This window comes from Paenarthrobacter sp. E2MeOHC11, assembly GCF_058744955.1.
This window is the reverse complement of record NZ_CP196673.1, coordinates 1,412,071-1,428,408: the sequence shown is the minus strand read 5'-3', so window position 1 is coordinate 1,428,408 and position 16,338 is coordinate 1,412,071. Positions and strand designations below refer to the sequence as shown.

The following is a 16,338-nucleotide window of genomic DNA, read 5'->3' as shown; positions in this document are numbered from 1 at the left end:
TGGGTTCCTTTTCGGGAGTTGGATTTTCCGGGAATTTAGGGACGTGCGGCCAGTCTAGCTAGCGGCCTGCGAGGGATCCGCCGATGCCGCCGACGCTGAAGTATTTGTTGAGGGCGGCGAAGACGATGATGGGTGGGAGCATCATGATGACGGCGAGGGCCATGACTCCGGACCAGTCGGTGAGGTTTTGTTGGAAGAAGGATTGGACGCCCATGGGGAGGGTGAAGATTTCGTTGGAGCGGAGGAAGACGATGGCGACGAGGTAGTCGTTCCAGGCTAGGAGGAAGGCGAAGATGGCGGTGGAGAGGATGCCTGGGAGGGAGTTGCGGAGGACGACTTTGGTGAAGGAGCCGAAGACGGAGCAGCCATCGATCCAGGATGCTTCTTCGAGGCTGATGGGGATGGAGTCGAAGTAGGCGGCCATCATCCAGGTGGCCACGGTCATGGTGGAGCCGACGTAGATGATGGTCAGGCCCATGAGGTTGTCTACCAGGCCCATGGCGGCGAAGAGGATGAAGAGGGGGACCACTGAGGTGATGATGGGCAGGGATTGCATGACGAAGAGCAGCAGGGAGTAGCCGGAGACGGCTTTGGATCGGCCGCGGGAGAGGACGTAACCGGCGGGTGCGGCGACGGCGACGGAGACGATCACGGTGGAGAGGGTGGTGACGAGGCTGTTTTGGAGCCAGACGCCGGCGAGGGTTTTGGTGAAGACGCCGGTGATGTTTTCGAAGGTCAGGCCGGTGGTGGTGCTGTTCGGTGCCGGGGTGAGGGCCAGGATGACGGTGACCATGATGGGGACCAGGACGATCGCGGTGATGGCCAGGATCAGGGCGAACCGCCACCAGCGTCCGCGCATGCCGGCTTCGGAGAGGGTGCGGCGGGTTTTGCCGGTGGTGGTGATGCCGAGGGCGGGTCCGGATTCGGGGTGGGCGTGGAGTACTGCGCTCATTATTCGACGCTCGACTTTCGGATCTGGCGGTACAGGATGACCGAGACGACTACCAGGGTGATGGTCATGAGGAAGGCGATGGCGACGCCGGGTCCGGTAGCGAAGTCCTGGAAGACGGTGCGGTAGGCCAGGACGACCAGGGAGGTGGTGGCGTCGACGGGGCCGCCGCCGGTGAGCAGGTAGATGGTGGGGAAGTCGTTGACGCAGAAGATCGTCATGAGGATCCAGGAGATGTAGGTGGATCGGGCGATCAGGGGCAGGGTGATTTGGGTGAATTGCTGGAAGCGGGAGGCGCCGTCCATGTTGGCGGCTTCGTAGACGGTGGTGTCTACGGAGGCCAGGGCTGCGGAGGTCATCATCATCATGAAGGGGAAGGAGACCCAGACTTTGAAGATCATGACGGTCACGGCGGCCAGGGTGGGGTCTGCCAGGAATAGGGGTGTTCCGAGTCCGAGGTTGCGGAAGATGGACGGGATGAGGCTGTCGGGGGTGGCGACGAGCCAGTTCCAGGCGGTGGAGGAGACCACGATCGGGACGACCCAGGGCAGGAGGAGGAGGACTTTGAAGGTGCCCCCGGCGGGGATTTTGGTGCGGAGGAGCAGGGCAAGGCCAAGGCCCACGGCCCAGGACCCGAACACGCCGACGATGGTGAAGAGCAGGGTGAATTGGGCGGCTTTCCAGAAGGCTGGTGAGGACAGGACTTGTTGGAAGTTCTCGAGCCCGACGAAACTGCCGGTTTGGATCAGGTTACCGTCGTGGGTGGCTTGGATGCCGGCATGGAAGAGGGGGTAGCCGTGGATCAGGACGAGCAGGATGACTGAGGGCAGCAGGAGCCAGAAGAACGTTCTGGATGTTTGCGCCGATAGTTTGCTTTTGCGGTTCCCGGTCCCGCCGCCGGACCCGCCGGGGGCGAGCCCCTTGCGGGCCCGGGCAAGGCCCGAGCTGGTAGTTGTGGAAGACATGATGGTGGCCGCTTACTTCTTCAGCACTGACTTGAGGCCGGACTCGAAGGCTTGCAGCGCGGACTTCGCATCAGTCTTGCCTGTCAGGACGGTCTGGGTGAACTGATTCAACGCCTGCCCACCATCCAAAGCAGCGAGATCAGCGCTGAGAGCTGTTCCCTGGGCGGCGAACGTCTTGGCGATCGGGACGTACTCATCGACAATCTTCACGTTGTTCGGGTCAGCAGTGAACTCGGGCATTTCGGTGATGGACTTGAACACCGGCAGGGCATTCATGAGCTTTTGCTGCCACAGTTCCTTGAGCTTGCCCAGGTAGTAGACCACGAACTCTTCGGAAGCTTCCTGGGACGGAGTGTTGGTGTACATCATGATGTTGTTCGGGAAGATCAGGGCTGCCTTGTCTCCGTGCGGACCGGCGATCGGGCTCGCCACCACGATGTCGCCGGAGGTGTCGCCCACGCGCTCGGGAACGCCCAAAGTCAACATGCCGTAGGCGGCCTTGCCGTCCTTCCACTGGGCGTTGAGGTTGTCCGTGGTGTAGCTAACGGCAGCAGGGTCAACGATGCCGTTGGAGACAAGCTCAAGCATGAACTCGATGGCCTCCACGTTTCGGTCGTTCATGACATCTAGCTGGCCGCCGTCCTTGCTGAAGACGCCGCCACCGTTGTTCAGCATCATCATGATCATCAGGTGGTTGCCGATATTATTGCCAGCGCCGGAACCCGTGGCGAAGCCAACAGCACCTATGCCCTTCATCTTCTTGCCCGCTTCCAGAAGCGAAGCCCAGTCCGTGGGAACCGCTACGCCTGCCTTCTCGAACAGGGACTTGCGGTACCAGAGCGGCCGGATATCCAGCTGCCACGGAACCGCTACGTAGCCCTTGTCCGTCTTGAACGGCTCCACCACGCCGGGCAGGAAGTCATCGAACTGCCCGTTGGACTTCATCTTCTCAATGACCTTGTCCGCGTACGCGATCTGGCCCTGCTGCTCGAACTGGAAGGCCTGGAAGCCGCCGCCGGTGGACACTGCCGGGCCGGTCTTGGACGCGATGGCCGAGGAGAACGTCTGGTAGAAGTTGTTCCACTGGATGATCTGGTAGCTGGCCTTGGCGTTGTTCGCACCCGCGAAGCCTTCTGCGATCTTCTTGGCGGAGTCGTTGTAGGCCGGCGTAGCCCAGGGCATATCCCAGAACTTTACGGTTCCACCGGCGCCGCCCCCGCCGCCCTGGGTGGCTGAGCCACCGCCGCAGGCAGCCAGGAGCGGCACCGAGGCCGCTGCTGCCGTGAGGCCGAGGAAATTGCGGCGGGAGAAGGAACGGGTGGCTGCGGACTGAACATTCATAGTGATTCCTTTCGGGACCGGCAACGCGTTCTCTGCGTTGATGTTCCGGTCCAGCTCAACTTTGAGGAGGGCAAACGGATACTGAATGGCTGGATAGTGCTGTTGTTGTAGAGCTCGGTTAGATGAGTGCTGTGATGGTTTCCGACAACACCGCGAAGCTGTGCAGGTCGGATGGGTTGGTGCCGGCGTCGAGGTGTTCCTTGAGCCGACGCCATGTAGCGCGGTGAGCGGATTCGTAGATCGTCGGAAGAATCAGGTCGCCTTGGGGCCCGGTGACTTTGATGGTTGCCGGCCACGCAGCGACCGGTTCCGGCAGCGTGACGCTGACGCCGCCGTCGTCGGTCAGCAAGGTGACTTTGACGACTGCCGGACAGGCGTTGGAGCGGACGCCCTGCAACGCAACCGGTGCGCCGTTGGCGAGTACCGCCGTCGCCGTGTAACCGTGCGGTCCGCGGCTCAGGACCCTGAGGCTCCCCAACGGTCCGGTGACGCGTACGACGGCGGCAAGATGGTCCGCGAGCAGCTCGCCGGAGTCGGTTCCCACCGGCGCGGTGGCCACGGAGTCGAGCACGGCGGCGCGGCCCGCCATGGAACGGACGGCATCCTCGGCTGCCGGGATGGCGGGGTTGGAGGCCCAGCGCTGGTCGAGGACAACGACGGTGCCCCTGTGTTGGGCTGCTGCCTGGAGCAACTCCGTGTTTTCCGCGGCGGGGTTCACCACTACGATTCCGCGGGCTCCGGCGCTGATGGCCTCTACGGCGTGGGCGGTCCAGCCCGGCGTACCCGCGATGACCTGGACGTGGGGCTGGTTGTCTCCGGCGGCTGGGCCGAAGGATTCGGGAAGGGACGCGACTGCCAGGGCAACCGCACCAGCTTCCTGGGCCTCCGGGGTGGCGCGGACGGTGTAGTGCTTGGTTTCCACGGCGGCGCTCATGCGTGGGCTCCTTCGGCAACCGCGTGCTGGGCTGCGTGCTGTGCTTCGACATTGGCCACCGTGGCGTCGGCGATGTCCAACGCGAAAGTCAGGTCGTCAATCAGGGTTTGCGCAGACGGCGGTTGCTTTGCTCCTGCAGCCAATGCGGCCAGTTCGCGCCACTCACCTTCGTAGCCGTTGTGGTCAAAGGGGCCGTGAATGGTGGTTTCGTTGCCGCGGGTGAAGGTCGCCACGGCCGAACCCGCCTGGACGTAGGACGGCGTGAAGTCGATGCGGAGGGTGGCGTCATCTGAGATGGCCTCAAAGCTCCACTCGGGCTTCCACGTGTTGTTCATGGCTGCGCGGAGCTCGATGGTCCGTGTGGGGGTGCGGAGCGGGATGACGTAGCCGAACGGGCGGACGTGGCGTGCTTCCAGTACTTCGATGTCCTTGAAGTCCGGTGTGAACCTGCGGATCAAGGGGAGGTCGTGGATGGCCAGGCCCATGATCCCGCCGCGGAGTGCGCCCTTGATGACCTCGGGGTCCGAGTAGTCCGGGGCGCCGCCGGCGGGACGGGTGATGATCTCAGTGGCGAAGTCCTCAAACCGGGCGTTGGGCGGCAGGACGATCGAGGAACGGATCGTGTGGACGTTGTCCGGCAGGTCTCCCCAGTTCTCGCTTGCGGCGAGCCAGCCGGGATCGAAGGTGTGCATGGCGCCCACGATGATCGGCACTCCCGTTTCTTCGCTGACGGCGGAGATCTGCGCTGCTTCTTCGGCGTTCATGGCGAATGGCTTCTCGCAGAGGACGGCTTTCTTGCCGGCGCGGCAGGCGGCGATGACCTGCGCGGCGTGGAACTGGTGCGGGCTGCAGATCGCCACGATGTCTACGGAGGCGTCGCCCAGGAGGGCGTCGATGCTGGTGCTGTGCGCGGCACCAACGCGGGCGGCCACGGACTCAGCGACGACGGGGTCGACGTCCATGATGTGGCGGACGGTAAGGATGTCGCCCAAGCGGGCGAGTGACGGCAAGTGGATGGCCTGGGTGACCGGGCCGGCGCCGAGGATGCCAACTCCCAAAGTAGGGGCGACGTCTATGTGGCTGGACAAGTTCAGTTACCTCTTCGTAAGCGGACTGGTGTGCTGCTCATCACAACCTAAAGGGACTTTTGCCGAGCGTCAAGCAAAAGTTGAAATATTGCCGACAAACTTCTGCTGCATGACACGCATAAGCAATCGTGCTTCACTAAAGGCATGACAACAGCCACCGGAAACGACGCCGGAAATACCTCCGTTCTGGAGGCTGGCAACCTTTCGCGTGCTGGCGACCTGTTCCAACTACTTCGCGACGGGCAAGCCCGCACCCGCGCCGAACTCGCAGTCACCACCGGGCTGGCCCGATCCACCGTCGCTTCCCGTATTGACGCCCTCATCAGTTCGGGTCTGGTGGGACCCGCCGGTGAGGCGAGCTCCAGCGGCGGCAGGCCGCCGTCGCGCTTTGCTTTCAACCCCGCCGCACGCGTCGTCCTCGCGGTCGACGTCGGAGCGACCCACGTGATTGTTGCCGTCACCGACCTCAGCGGCAGCATCCTCGCGGAGCGACGCCTCGCACAAGAAGTCGCCGACGGCCCCGAGATGGTCCTGGGCCGCGTCATCTCCGCGGGCCGTGAACTTTTGGCCGAGGCGGGCCGCCAAATTGGCGACCTCGCCGGCATGGGCATCGGCTTGCCCGGGCCCGTTGAACACGACACCGGGCGGCCCGTGAAGCCGCCCATCATGCCCGGGTGGGACGGATTCGACGTCGTCACGTACGTCCAGCGCTCGTTGCCCGTTCCCGTCCTGGTGGACAACGACGTCAACATCATGGCCCTCGGCGAACGCACCGCGTACTGGCCGGACCTCGACAACTTCCTGTTCATCAAAGTGGCCACCGGCATCGGCGCCGGCATCATCAGCAGCGGTGAGCTGCAGCGTGGTGCCAACGGCACCGCCGGCGACCTCGGCCACGTCCGTGTTCCCCGCGGCGACGACGTCCTCTGCCGGTGCGGCAACCACGGATGCCTCGAAGCGCTGGCCTCAGGTCCCGCCGTCGCGCGTCAACTGCAGGCGCAAGGCCTGGAAGCGTCCACAGGTGCCGACGTCCTGCGGCTGGTCGGCGAGGGAAACCTGCAGGCGATCCAGGCGCTGCGCCAGGCGGGCCGCGATGTTGGCGATGTGCTGGCAACCGTGGTCAACCTGCTCAATCCGTCCATGATCATCATCGGCGGCAGCGTGGGGGAGGCCGGCGAACACCTCGTGGCCGGCATCCGCGAAGTGGTGTACCGACGTTCGCTGCCGCTGGCCACCACGCACCTGCGCATCGGCATCTCCATGGCCGGTGACCGCGCGGCCATCCTGGGTGCCAGCCAGATGGTCACCCAGCACGTTCTGTCGCCGGCAGTGATTGAGGCCACGCTCCAAGCGACGGGCTAAGCCTTGTTCGGTGCCGTATGCCGGGTGGTGGCGTGATAGCAATGAAAGTGATGTCTACTTTCCTCGCCAAAATTCCCCGCGGTTGGCTGATCCTCGCGTGCATCGGCCTCATTGCCCTGAACATGCGCGGACCCTTCGTGGCCGTGGCTCCCGTGGTGGATTCCCTGCAGCAGGATCTCGGCTTCTCGCCCGTTGAACTCGGGCTGCTGACCGGCATTCCGGTGCTCTGTTTCTCCCTCGCGTCCCCCTTGGCCTCCCTGGCAGGACGACGCCTCGGAGCCGAATTCGCCGTGATGCTCACGCTGCTCGGCGTGCTGGCCGGGGTGGTGATCCGTTCCAGTGGCGGCAGCGCTTTGGTGATGGCGGGCACGGTCATCATTGGCGTGGCCATCACCATCGGCAATATCGCAGTGCCGCTTATTATCCGGCGCGACTTTGCACCTCGGCGGCAGGCAACCGCGATGGGCGTCTATACGGCCGCGCTCAACATCGGCTCGTTCCTCACGTCGGTGGCAACTGCGCCCTTGGCTGAGCTGGTGGGGTGGCGGCTGGCCCTTGCTGCGAGCGCTTTGTTGGCCTTGGCGGCCATCCTGTTCTGGGTGCCCACCGTGGGTGCCCGACGGGCCTTTATTCCGGCAGCTGTTCCTGCGCCTGTTGCTTCCGGCGCCGGGCCTGTTGCGGGTGTGGGCTGGCTGACTGTGGGCCTGACCTTCGGTTTCGCTGGCCAGGCCTTCTCCTACTACGGCATCACCGCGTGGCTGCCCAGTTTCCTCTCCGATGAACTCGCCATGGGCACCGCCGAAGCCGGTGCGGGGTCCTCGCTGTTCCAGATCTTCGCGATCGTGGGCGGTCTGGGCGTGCCGCTTCTGGCCCGCTTCGCCAGTACGACGACGGTGGCGGTCACCTTGAGCGCGCTGTGGCTGACAGTTCCCGTGGGCTTGCTGCTCTCGCCTTCGCTGTGGTGGTTGTGGTCCTCGCTGGGCGGGGTTGCCCAAGGCGGTGGCATCACGGTGATCTTCATTGCCATCATCAAGTTCGCGCAATCCCAGGCCGCTGCCGGGAAGATGTCCGCGATGGTGCAGGGGGTGGGTTACTGCTTTGCTGCGTTGGCGCCCACGGTTATTGGCTACGTTCACAGTGTTACCGACGGCTGGACTGTCCCGCTCTTCGTGATCCTCGGCTCGGTGCTCGCGTTCTGCGTGTGCACCACTTTGTCCGTGCGCTGGGTGGCCCGGCAGCGCTAGGGTTGCCCGGCAGCCCCAGGGTATTCCGCTGCTGGGCTGCCTCCCCGGCGGTCGGGGTCACTTGTTGCGAAGAGTGCAGGCAGCCCAGCGTCGGGGCTTGATGTGTCGCTTGCTCAGGTCCTGGACCTAAGCGGCGACGAGTTCCTCTTCCGTGGCCTCTTCTCGGGCCTCGGTGAGGAAACGGGCGTACGCGGGGATGGTCAGGAAGGTGGGGAATTCCTCGGCCAGGGTGACTTCCTCGAAGATGGCGCGGGCGTCGGCGAAACGGTCTCCGTCGAAGCGTTCCAGGCGGGCGAATTCCTCGTCCAGCAGGTCCTCTACCCATTCACGGGTGATGACGTCACCGTTCTCGACGATCGCGTGGGCGTGAATCCACTGCCACAGCTGGGACCGGGAGATCTCCGCGGTAGCGGCGTCTTCCATGAGGTTGTGGATGGCCACAGCCCCGTTGCCCCGCAGCCAGGACTCGATGTAGCGGATGCCCACCTCGATGTTCAGACGGACCCCGCCCTCGGTGATGGTGCCCTCCGTGCTGGCGATATCGATCAGCGCACGGTCATCCGGGGTGACATCCTCGCGGGAACGGTCCAACTGGTTGGAGCGGTCTCCGAGAACTGAGTCAAAAACTTCCCGGCATACCGGCACCAGATCCGGGTGGGCCACCCACGAACCGTCAAAGCCGTCGTTGGCCTCGCGGGTCTTGTCAGCACGAACCTTCTCGAACGAAGCAGTGTTGGCTGCCTCATCCTTGCGGTTCGGGACAGCTGCTGCCATCCCACCGATCGCCATGGCCCCGCGGCGGTGGCAGGCCCGGACCAGTTGCTCGGTGTAAGCGCGCATGAACGGCTGGGTCATGGTCACCTGGCCGCGGTCCGGGAGCACGAAACGTGGTCCTCGGGTACGGAAGTTCTTGATCAGCGAGAAGATGTAGTCCCACCGGCCGGCGTTCAAACCGCTCGCGTGGTCCCGCAGTTCGTACAGGATCTCTTCCATCTCGAACGCGGCGGTGATGGTTTCGATCAAAACCGTGGCGCGGATGGTGCCCTGCGGGATACCGAGCAGATCCTGTGCCAGGACGAAGATGTCGTTCCACAACCGGGCCTCGAGGTGGTTCTCGATCTTCGGCAAGTAGAAGTACGGGCCCTTGCCCTGGGCCAGCAGGCGGCGGGCGTTGTGGAAGAAGAACAACCCGAAGTCCACAATTCCGCCGGCGATCGGCTTGCCGTCGATCAGCATGTGCTTCTCCGGCAGGTGCCAACCACGCGGGCGGACCACAATGGTGGGCAGGTCCTCGGCCGACTTGAGCTTGTACTCCTTGCCCTCAGGAGACGTGAAATCGATCCGGCGCTCCAAAGCATCGGTCAGGTTCAGCTGACCCTGGATCACGTTGCGCCACGTCGGCGTGGACGAATCCTCCATGTCAGCCAGCCACACCTTCGCCCCCGAGTTCAGGGCATTGATGGTCATCTTCTTATCCACCGGACCCGTGATCTCCACGCGGCGGTCCTCCAAACCCGGAGCCGGGGGAGCCACCCGCCAGGTCGGATCGTTCCGGATGCCCTCGGTCTGCGGCAGGAACCGCGGATCCTGGCCACCGGAAATCTGGTTGCGACGGGCATGCCGCGCCTGCATCAGCTCCTGACGACGATCAGCCGTAGCCCGGTGCAACTTGCCAATGAACTCAAGGGCATCCGGCGTCAAGACCTCGTTCTGCCGGCACATGGGCTGCGCGGTCAAAGTAATGCCATTGATAGTGAAGTTGTCAGTGAAGCTGTTCATTTCAATCTCTCCTATGAGAAGCAAATGTTCGACGGCGGCGGGCCGGGTTGGGTAATCCTCCGCGTGCTAGTCCCCATCCCGCCCGCTTGGCCTCGCGGAGCTCGGCCGGCGTCCGGGACAGGGCCCCTTTTACGCACGCTTCCGGATTCCCCATCCCGACAGTCGGGACGGTCCGGAAGGCGCGATCCGCACGAGGCCGGAGGGCCGGTAATGCGGCAGCCTGCGTAAAGGGGCCCTATATCCGCCCTCGACCGAGTTCTACGAGGTCAAAGGCCGGGTATGGGGATAGCAGGCAGAGCGTTGCCGGTCCGTAGGCCGGAGGTGACAACCGGCAGCAGAGCTCGGCCGTCGTCTGTGGTTAGTGGAATTGGCCCTCTTCGGTCGATCCGACCAGTGCGAGGGTGGATGCGTTCGGGTTGAGCGCGGTTGCGATGTCGTCGAAGTAGCCGGTGCCGACTTCGCGCTGGTGCTTGGTGGCGGTGTAGCCGCGGGACTCGGAGGCGAATTCCTTTTCCTGGAGCTCGACGTAGGCGCTCATGCCTTCACGGGCGTAGCCGTGGGCGAGATCGAACATCGAGTAGTTCAGGGCGTGGAAGCCGGCCAGGGTGATGAACTGGAACGTGAAGCCCATGGCGCCGAGTTCACGCTGGAACTTGGCGATGGTGGTGTCGTCCAGGTGCTTGCGCCAGTTGAAGGACGGGGAGCAGTTGTAGGAGAGCATCTGGTCCGGGAACTCGGCCTTGACCGATTCGGCGAACTTGCGGGCCAGTTCCAGGTCCGGGGTTCCGGTCTCCATCCAGATGAGGTCGGAGTACGGTGCGTAGGCCTTGGCCCGGGCGATGCAGGGTTCGATTCCGTTGCGGACCTTGTAGAAGCCCTCGGCAGTGCGCTCGCCAGTGGTGAATTCCTGGTCGCGCTCGTCAACGTCTGAGGTGATCAGGGTTGCTGCTTCGGCGTCCGTGCGGGCAATGACCACCGTGGGAGTATCGGCGACGTCGGCTGCCAGACGTGCGGCGTTCAGGGTCCGGATGTGCTGCTGGGTGGGGATCAGGACCTTGCCGCCCAGGTGGCCGCACTTCTTTTCGGAAGCGAGCTGGTCTTCCCAGTGAACGCCCGAGGCGCCAGCGGTGATCATGGATTTCATGAGCTCGTAGGCGTTCAGCGGGCCACCGAAGCCGGCTTCTGCGTCGGCGACGATCGGGACCAGCCAGTCTTCAACGGTCTTGACGCCCTCGGCGTATTCGATCTGGTCTGCACGGAGCAGGGCGTTGTTGATGCGGCGGACAACCTGGGGCACCGAGTTGGCCGGGTACAGGGACTGGTCCGGGTAGGTCTGGCCCGACAGGTTGGCGTCTGCGGCCACCTGCCAGCCGGAGAGATAAATGGCACGGAGGCCGGCCTTGACCTGCTGCACTGCCTGGTTACCGGTCAGGGCTCCGAGGGCGTTGGTGTAGCCGCCGGTGGGAGCTTCCTCAGTGAGCTGCTTCCAGAGCTTCTCCGAACCGCGGCGGGCCAGGGTGTGCTCTTCGGAGACGCGACCGCGAAGGCGGACGACGTCGGTGGCCGAGTAATCACGGGTGACGCCTTCCCACCGCGGGTTGGCGGACCATTCAAGTTCCAGCGCTGCGGCCTGCTCGCTTGCCGTTTCCTGAGCGGAAGATTCTGCTGGTTCAAATGAAGCGGTCATCTTGATCTCCTAGGTGGTGCCCGGGCCGGCCTCCGCTGCGCCTTTGCTGCATCGGCCGGCTTACCCGGGTCTGTATTTCTTTTTCGTAAGTCCTACTTTTCTGCACTTCCAAGAGGGTTGCTAGAGGAAAACTATGGAAAGAAATGCACTTCTTCGCGTATTCTCAAGAAATGTCGCCTGTGAGCTGGAATCGTGAAGTCGCATCACCGTCGTTGTCGCCTGCGTCCCCTGAACTGGACGTCATCAGCCTTGGCCGCCGCGTGCGGCACCTGCGCAAGCAGGCCGGACTGACGCTGGACGACTTGAGTGCCGCCGTCGGGACCGCACCGAGCCAGCTGAGCCTGATCGAAAACGGCAAGCGCGAACCAAAACTGGGGCTCCTTCAGCAGCTCGCTGCGTCACTGAACGTCAGCATCGATCAGCTGCTGGGAGCGGAGCCGCCGAGCCGCAGGGCGGCCTTGGAAATCGAGCTCGAACGGTACCAACGCGGACCGCTGTACGAGTCGTTGAACCTGCCCAGAATCCGCATCAGCTCGAGGCTTCCGCTCGATGTGCTGGAGTCGCAGGTGGGGCTGCTTCAGGAGCTCGAACGCAAACTCAACGAGCAGGTGGCGACGCCGGAAGAAGCCCGCCGCGCGAACGGCGAGTTGCGTGCCATGATGCGCGAGCGCGGTAACTATTTCCCCGAGTATGAGGCCGAGGCGCAGAAGGTCCTCAAGGGGGTCGGCTACACCGCGGGCCCGCTGAGCCAGCACGTCATTGCTGACATCGCTGAGAACCTCGGCTTCAGCCTGCATCATGTGGGCGATTTGCCGCACTCCACACGGTCTGTGACGGACTTGAAGAACCACAGAATTTATCTCACGCAGAACCAACGGCAGGATCACGATCCCCGCTCGGTGCTCCTGCAGGCTTTGGGCCACTACGTCCTGGGGCATGAAACTCCGCGGAACTACGGGGATTTCCTGGCACAGAGGGTTGCCACCAACTACTTTGCTGCGGCGTTGTTGCTTCCGGAACAGGCAACGGTGGACTTCCTGCAAAAGGCCAAGGCGGCTAAGGAAATCGCTGTGGAGGACATCCGGGACGCTTTCGCCGTGTCCTACGAAACGGCTGCGCACCGCTTCACCAACCTCGCCACCAAGCACCTGGGCATCACCACGCACTTCCAGAAGACGCACCAGTCCGGCATCATCTACAAGGCCTACGAGAACGACGGCGTGACGTTCCCGCAGGACCACACCGGGGCCATCGAGGGCCAGCCGTCGTGCAAGGCGTGGACCTCACGTGCTGTGTTCGACGTGCCGGACAAGTTCAGCGCCTACAGCCAGTACACGGACACGCCGTCGGGCACGTACTGGTGCACAGCCCGCACCGAGCGGTCTGCAGCGGGTGAGTTTTCGCTCAGCATCGGCGTGCCGTACCAGCATGTGAAGTGGTTCCGCGGCCGGGAGACCACCGCACGCGCAACGTCCAACTGCCCGGATCCCAACTGCTGCAAGCGGCCCCCGGCATCTTTGGCGAACGAGTGGGCCGGGAACGCCTGGCCCTCCGCGCGGGCCCATTCGCATCTGCTGGCCGCCATGCCTCCCGGGGCGTTCCCCGGCGTGGACGAGACCGAGGTGTACTCCTTCCTGGCAGCCCACTCCGAGCGCTGACGCTCCATCACCTTCCGCGTGCTTAAGCGTGACGCTCCATCACCTTCCGGCAACATTTGGCGATCCTTCTCTCACCTCCCGTGAGTTTCCACGTCAAAAGGGGCACGATGTGAGGACAACACCAAGCAGGGGGATCCGCCATGAACCGAGTCCGCAAGGCGACGACGCTACTCGCGGCAGCCGCATTGGCCACCAGCTCCGCGACCATCAGTGCCTGCGCGCCCCCACCAGCCGACGTCGGGCTCCTAACCGCCGACGGCGTGACTCGCGTTTCGGTCCAAACAGCGGACTATTCGGCGCAACTTGAAGCCTTCAACGTCTCCGCGCGGAAGCTCGGCGCCGCGCTGTTGGCTGACGGCGGCGACGCGACGAACGGCAATGTGGTGTCATCCCCGTCAAGTTTGCTGATCGCACTGAGCATGCTTCGGGCGGGAGCCAGCGGGCCTACGGCGGCGGAGATGGACGCCGTCCTCGGCCTGCCCGCCGAGGGGCGCGACGAAGCAATGAACGCGCTCCTGGCCTCCCTTGAAAAGTTCGACGGCGACCCCGGCTCGGTGGACGAGGAGAACCCGCCGCGCACACCGGTGATGCACGCTGCCAACGGGCTGTTCGTCGATAAAGGCGTGCCCACGGGCGAGGGCTATCTGGCCACGCTCGCCAAGCATTTCGGCACGGGGGTGTACCCGGTATCGTTCCAGGATGAGGCCGTGACCAAACCGGCAATCGACCAGTGGGTCAGTAAAAATACCGGGGGCCGCATCAAGGAAGCGCCTGCGAAATACAGCCGCGACAACACCTTCAGCCTGCTCAACGCACTCTACTTCGCCGCCGCCTGGCAAACACCTTTCGACGCCAACGACACATCAGACCGCCCCTTCACCAAGGCCGACGGTGAAGTGATCAACGTGCCAACCATGCACACAGGCACCAGCATGGCCTACGCCGAAGCTCCCGGCTGGAAGGCTGTGGACCTGCCTTACGCAGAGGGTTTCGTCATGCGGCTGGTGCTGCCCGACGGCGGTGCGTCGGGTTCGTCCGGCTCGGCTACGGTTTCCGCGGAGGTGCTTGGAGATGTGGCGGAGCAGCTTTCCGGGGCAGAGCCTGGCATGGTGCAGATTAGTCTGCCCAAGTGGGACCACAAAACCACGTTCGAGCTGAGGGAGGTGTTCGAAACCCTCGGGCTCAACGAGACACTGGCGACGGACAAGGATTTCGACGCGATCCAGCAGGGCATGAAGCTGACGCAAGCGGCCCAGGCAGCCAACATCACGGTCGCCGAGAAGGGGACCATCGCCTCTGCCGTGACCCAAGTCAACGCCGAGGCCTCAAGTGCCTTCATCCCCGAACGGCAGATCATCCTCGACCACCCGTTCCACTACGAGATCGTGCATGTGGAGACCGGCATGCCGCTGTTCACAGGGTGGGTGGCGGACCCGCGTTAGCTGCCAGGCGCTGCACCAGCACAGCAGCGGCGTCCACAACCTCGTCGGCCTCGCGCTTAGAGGCGCTCAGGGCCACTTCCTGCCCGGACACCGTCACGATGTCCGTGATCACTGCAATGGTGAGCCGGCCCAGAGTGTCGTCGCTGGCGCCCAGGAGTACGGAGTTCTGCCGGACCCATTCGCGTCCGCGCTCCCGCCGCAGGACTTCGAAGCCCGGGGGAGTGTCCCCCTCAATGAAAACCCGCTCCAAGTCCCGGTGTTTCCAGGTGTAGTCGAAATAGCTGCGGCTGCCTACGTTGAACAGGGCCATGGGATTGTTCTCACCGGCCTTCCGTGCTTTGGCCACAGCCGCGGCTACGAGCCTTTCATGTTCGTTTTGGTAGTCGCCCCACAACGCGAGGAAGAGCTCGGTCTTCCCGCCGAAGTGGTGGTAGAGGCTGCCGACACTGGATCCGGCGCGGGTCACGATGTCCGAGATGCTCGCGTCGGTAAAGCCGTGTTCCACGAACACTTCGGTGGCCGCATCCAGCAGATTGCGTCGGGTGGCAGCTGTTCGCGTCCACTGCCAGGAGCCCGCGGTACTGGCCACTTCGGATGTTTTCCGAACCATTTCGGGCTCCTCTCATCGGCAGAACGAAGACCGGAGTGTCGACCTGTCATTTTTTGGAATCCTACCTTCCAATTAATCCACATAGCCAGCAAGAAGCCTTGACTGGCCCAAGATCAAGGGGAAATAATTCTGGAAGTCTGTTCTAGAAATATGTATTGCGGCATGTATCCGAATGCTGCGATTTTTGACGTCGGACGCCCCGAAACCCGGGTGCCGTTTTCACCGTCGGGCTGCAACTGGTTGAATCGCTATATAGCGCCAACTGGTCGCAGCCAAACAAGCCAGAGAGGAACGCGGCCTGATGTCCGTTTCAAGCAAGTCGTCCGGGATCACGTCGAACAGGTGGTTCAAACCCGTCGCCGTCACCGCAGGAGCTTTGGTGGTGGCACTGATCCTGGTGCTCGTTGCGCAATGGCTCCGGACCCTTCAGCCGGTGCAGCAGTTCCTCACCGACTACCCCGGGCACTCAGCCATTCCTGAAGGCACTCCCACCGGCTTCCCCGCCTGGCTGGGCTGGCAACACTTCCTCAACATGTTCTTCATCGTGCTGATCATCCGTTCCGGCTGGCAGGTGCGGACCACCACCCGCCCGGCCGCCAACTGGACCCGGAACAACAAGGGCTTCATCAAGACCAAGAACCCGCCCACCAAGATCAGCCTGGACCTCTGGTTCCACCTGACGCTGGACGCGCTCTGGGTCCTCAACGGCATCATCTTCATCGTGCTGCTCTTCGCCACCGGCCAATGGTTGCGGATCGTCCCCACCACCTGGGACGTCTTCCCGAACGCTGTCTCCGCCGGCCTGCAGTACGCGTCCCTGAACTGGCCCGTTGAAAATGGTTGGAACAACTACAACAGTCTTCAGCTCCTGACCTACTTCATCACGGTCTTCATCGCCGCCCCGCTGGCCATCATCACGGGTATCCGGATGTCCGGGGCGTGGCCCAAGAAGGCCGCGATCAATAAGTTCTACCCGATCGAACTGGCCCGCAAGATCCACTTCCCGGTGATGATCTACTTCGTCGCGTTCGTGATAGTCCACGTGACCCTGGTGCTGGCCACTGGTGCGCTGAGGAACCTCAACCACATGTACGCATCCAACGACGACAACAACAGCTGGTGGGGCTTCGGCATCTTCGCAGCTTCCATCGTGTTCACTGCGGCCGCCTGGTTCCTCGCCCGGCCGCTGTTCCTGCGCCCGATCGCGTCGCTCATGGGTAAGGTCTCGCGCTAACCCGCACGAAAAAAGCAGCCGCCTCGGAAGCGTTTCCGGGGCGGC

Annotated in this window: 13 protein-coding genes; 5 read left to right on the top strand and 8 right to left on the bottom strand. The window is 63.6% G+C overall.

Annotated features, from left to right (window positions below; genetic code table 11):
* Window positions 1-58: 58 nt before the first annotated feature.
* The 5 genes from ACSSVG_RS06500 to ACSSVG_RS06480 all read right to left on the bottom strand — a co-directional run bounded on the left by ACSSVG_RS06500 (window position 59) and on the right by ACSSVG_RS06480 (window position 5,277).
* A complete protein-coding gene (locus tag ACSSVG_RS06500) occupies window positions 59-952 on the bottom strand; it encodes a carbohydrate ABC transporter permease (RefSeq protein WP_492417987.1) in 894 nt (297 codons plus the stop codon).
* The gene (locus tag ACSSVG_RS06495) at window positions 952-1,914 is read right to left on the bottom strand and encodes a carbohydrate ABC transporter permease (RefSeq protein ID WP_024819493.1); all 963 of its coding nucleotides are present in this window, start codon (window positions 1,912-1,914) and stop codon (window positions 952-954) included. The genes ACSSVG_RS06500 and ACSSVG_RS06495 overlap by 1 nt, the downstream gene beginning before the upstream one ends.
* A gap of 12 nt (window positions 1,915-1,926) precedes the next feature.
* The gene (locus ACSSVG_RS06490) at window positions 1,927-3,255 is read right to left on the bottom strand and encodes an ABC transporter substrate-binding protein (RefSeq protein WP_492417985.1); all 1,329 of its coding nucleotides are present in this window, start codon (window positions 3,253-3,255) and stop codon (window positions 1,927-1,929) included.
* A 118-nt stretch (window positions 3,256-3,373) separates the two neighbouring features.
* Complete coding sequence (locus tag ACSSVG_RS06485) at window positions 3,374-4,189, bottom strand: hypothetical protein (protein WP_492417983.1); 816 nt, start codon at window positions 4,187-4,189, stop codon at window positions 3,374-3,376.
* Entirely contained in the window at window positions 4,186-5,277 is a 1,092-nt protein-coding gene (locus tag ACSSVG_RS06480; protein WP_492417981.1) for a Gfo/Idh/MocA family protein, read from the bottom strand. Before ACSSVG_RS06480 ends, ACSSVG_RS06485 begins: the two co-directional genes overlap by 4 nt.
* A 144-nt stretch (window positions 5,278-5,421) precedes the next feature.
* On the opposite strand from ACSSVG_RS06480, the gene ACSSVG_RS06475 reads away from it, so the two are divergent.
* Entirely contained in the window at window positions 5,422-6,639 is a 1,218-nt protein-coding gene (locus ACSSVG_RS06475) for an ROK family transcriptional regulator (RefSeq protein WP_492417979.1), read from the top strand.
* A 50-nt stretch (window positions 6,640-6,689) separates the two neighbouring features.
* Window positions 6,690-7,883 (top strand): MFS transporter, encoded by a 1,194-nt coding sequence (locus ACSSVG_RS06470; RefSeq protein WP_492417978.1) that lies wholly within the window; start codon window positions 6,690-6,692, stop codon window positions 7,881-7,883.
* Between the two features lie 126 nt (window positions 7,884-8,009).
* Here the strand turns inward: ACSSVG_RS06470 and aceB are convergent, their stop codons facing one another.
* Both aceB and aceA read right to left on the bottom strand, forming a co-directional pair.
* Window positions 8,010-9,662, bottom strand: a complete 1,653-nt coding sequence (gene aceB / locus ACSSVG_RS06465) for a malate synthase A (protein WP_492417976.1) — start codon at window positions 9,660-9,662, stop codon at window positions 8,010-8,012.
* Window positions 9,663-10,020: 358 nt separating this feature from the next.
* Window positions 10,021-11,349: an isocitrate lyase gene (gene aceA / locus ACSSVG_RS06460; RefSeq protein ID WP_492417974.1), complete on the bottom strand. Its 1,329-nt coding sequence runs from the start codon at window positions 11,347-11,349 to the stop codon at window positions 10,021-10,023.
* Window positions 11,350-11,492: 143 nt separating this feature from the next.
* On the opposite strand from aceA, the gene ACSSVG_RS06455 reads away from it, so the two are divergent.
* Both ACSSVG_RS06455 and ACSSVG_RS06450 read left to right on the top strand, forming a co-directional pair.
* Window positions 11,493-13,007, top strand: a complete 1,515-nt coding sequence (locus ACSSVG_RS06455; protein ID WP_253466350.1) for a helix-turn-helix transcriptional regulator — start codon at window positions 11,493-11,495, stop codon at window positions 13,005-13,007.
* Between the two features lie 140 nt (window positions 13,008-13,147).
* A complete protein-coding gene (locus tag ACSSVG_RS06450) occupies window positions 13,148-14,449 on the top strand; it encodes a serpin family protein (protein WP_492417973.1) in 1,302 nt (433 codons plus the stop codon).
* On the opposite strand, the gene ACSSVG_RS06445 is transcribed toward ACSSVG_RS06450, so the two are convergent.
* The gene (locus ACSSVG_RS06445) at window positions 14,421-15,059 is read right to left on the bottom strand and encodes a TetR/AcrR family transcriptional regulator (protein WP_492417971.1); all 639 of its coding nucleotides are present in this window, start codon (window positions 15,057-15,059) and stop codon (window positions 14,421-14,423) included. The genes ACSSVG_RS06450 and ACSSVG_RS06445 overlap by 29 nt on opposite strands.
* Window positions 15,060-15,360: 301 nt before the next feature.
* Between ACSSVG_RS06445 and ACSSVG_RS06440 the strand changes: the two genes are divergently transcribed.
* Window positions 15,361-16,293, top strand: coding sequence for a cytochrome b/b6 domain-containing protein (locus tag ACSSVG_RS06440; protein ID WP_231340619.1), 933 nt, complete (start codon window positions 15,361-15,363; stop codon window positions 16,291-16,293).
* The last annotated feature ends 45 nt before the right edge of the window (window positions 16,294-16,338 follow it).

Bases quoted from the DNA above. Each gene is read 5' to 3' on its own strand.
- ACSSVG_RS06450 (WP_492417973.1), top strand. From the start codon at position 13,148: ATGAACCGAGTCCGCAAGGCGACGACGCTACTCGCGGCAGCCGCATTG.
- ACSSVG_RS06470 (WP_492417978.1), top strand. From the start codon at position 6,690: ATGTCTACTTTCCTCGCCAAAATTCCCCGCGGTTGGCTGATCCTCGCG.
- aceB (WP_492417976.1), bottom strand. From the start codon at position 9,662: ATGAACAGCTTCACTGACAACTTCACTATCAATGGCATTACTTTGACC.
- ACSSVG_RS06490 (WP_492417985.1), bottom strand. From the start codon at position 3,255: ATGAATGTTCAGTCCGCAGCCACCCGTTCCTTCTCCCGCCGCAATTTC.
- ACSSVG_RS06485 (WP_492417983.1), bottom strand. From the start codon at position 4,189: ATGAGCGCCGCCGTGGAAACCAAGCACTACACCGTCCGCGCCACCCCG.
- aceA (WP_492417974.1), bottom strand. From the start codon at position 11,349: ATGACCGCTTCATTTGAACCAGCAGAATCTTCCGCTCAGGAAACGGCA.
- ACSSVG_RS06475 (WP_492417979.1), top strand. From the start codon at position 5,422: ATGACAACAGCCACCGGAAACGACGCCGGAAATACCTCCGTTCTGGAG.
- ACSSVG_RS06500 (WP_492417987.1), bottom strand. From the start codon at position 952: ATGAGCGCAGTACTCCACGCCCACCCCGAATCCGGACCCGCCCTCGGC.
- ACSSVG_RS06445 (WP_492417971.1), bottom strand. From the start codon at position 15,059: ATGGTTCGGAAAACATCCGAAGTGGCCAGTACCGCGGGCTCCTGGCAG.
- ACSSVG_RS06495 (WP_024819493.1), bottom strand. From the start codon at position 1,914: ATGTCTTCCACAACTACCAGCTCGGGCCTTGCCCGGGCCCGCAAGGGG.
- ACSSVG_RS06440 (WP_231340619.1), top strand. From the start codon at position 15,361: ATGTCCGTTTCAAGCAAGTCGTCCGGGATCACGTCGAACAGGTGGTTC.
- ACSSVG_RS06455 (WP_253466350.1), top strand. From the start codon at position 11,493: ATGCACTTCTTCGCGTATTCTCAAGAAATGTCGCCTGTGAGCTGGAAT.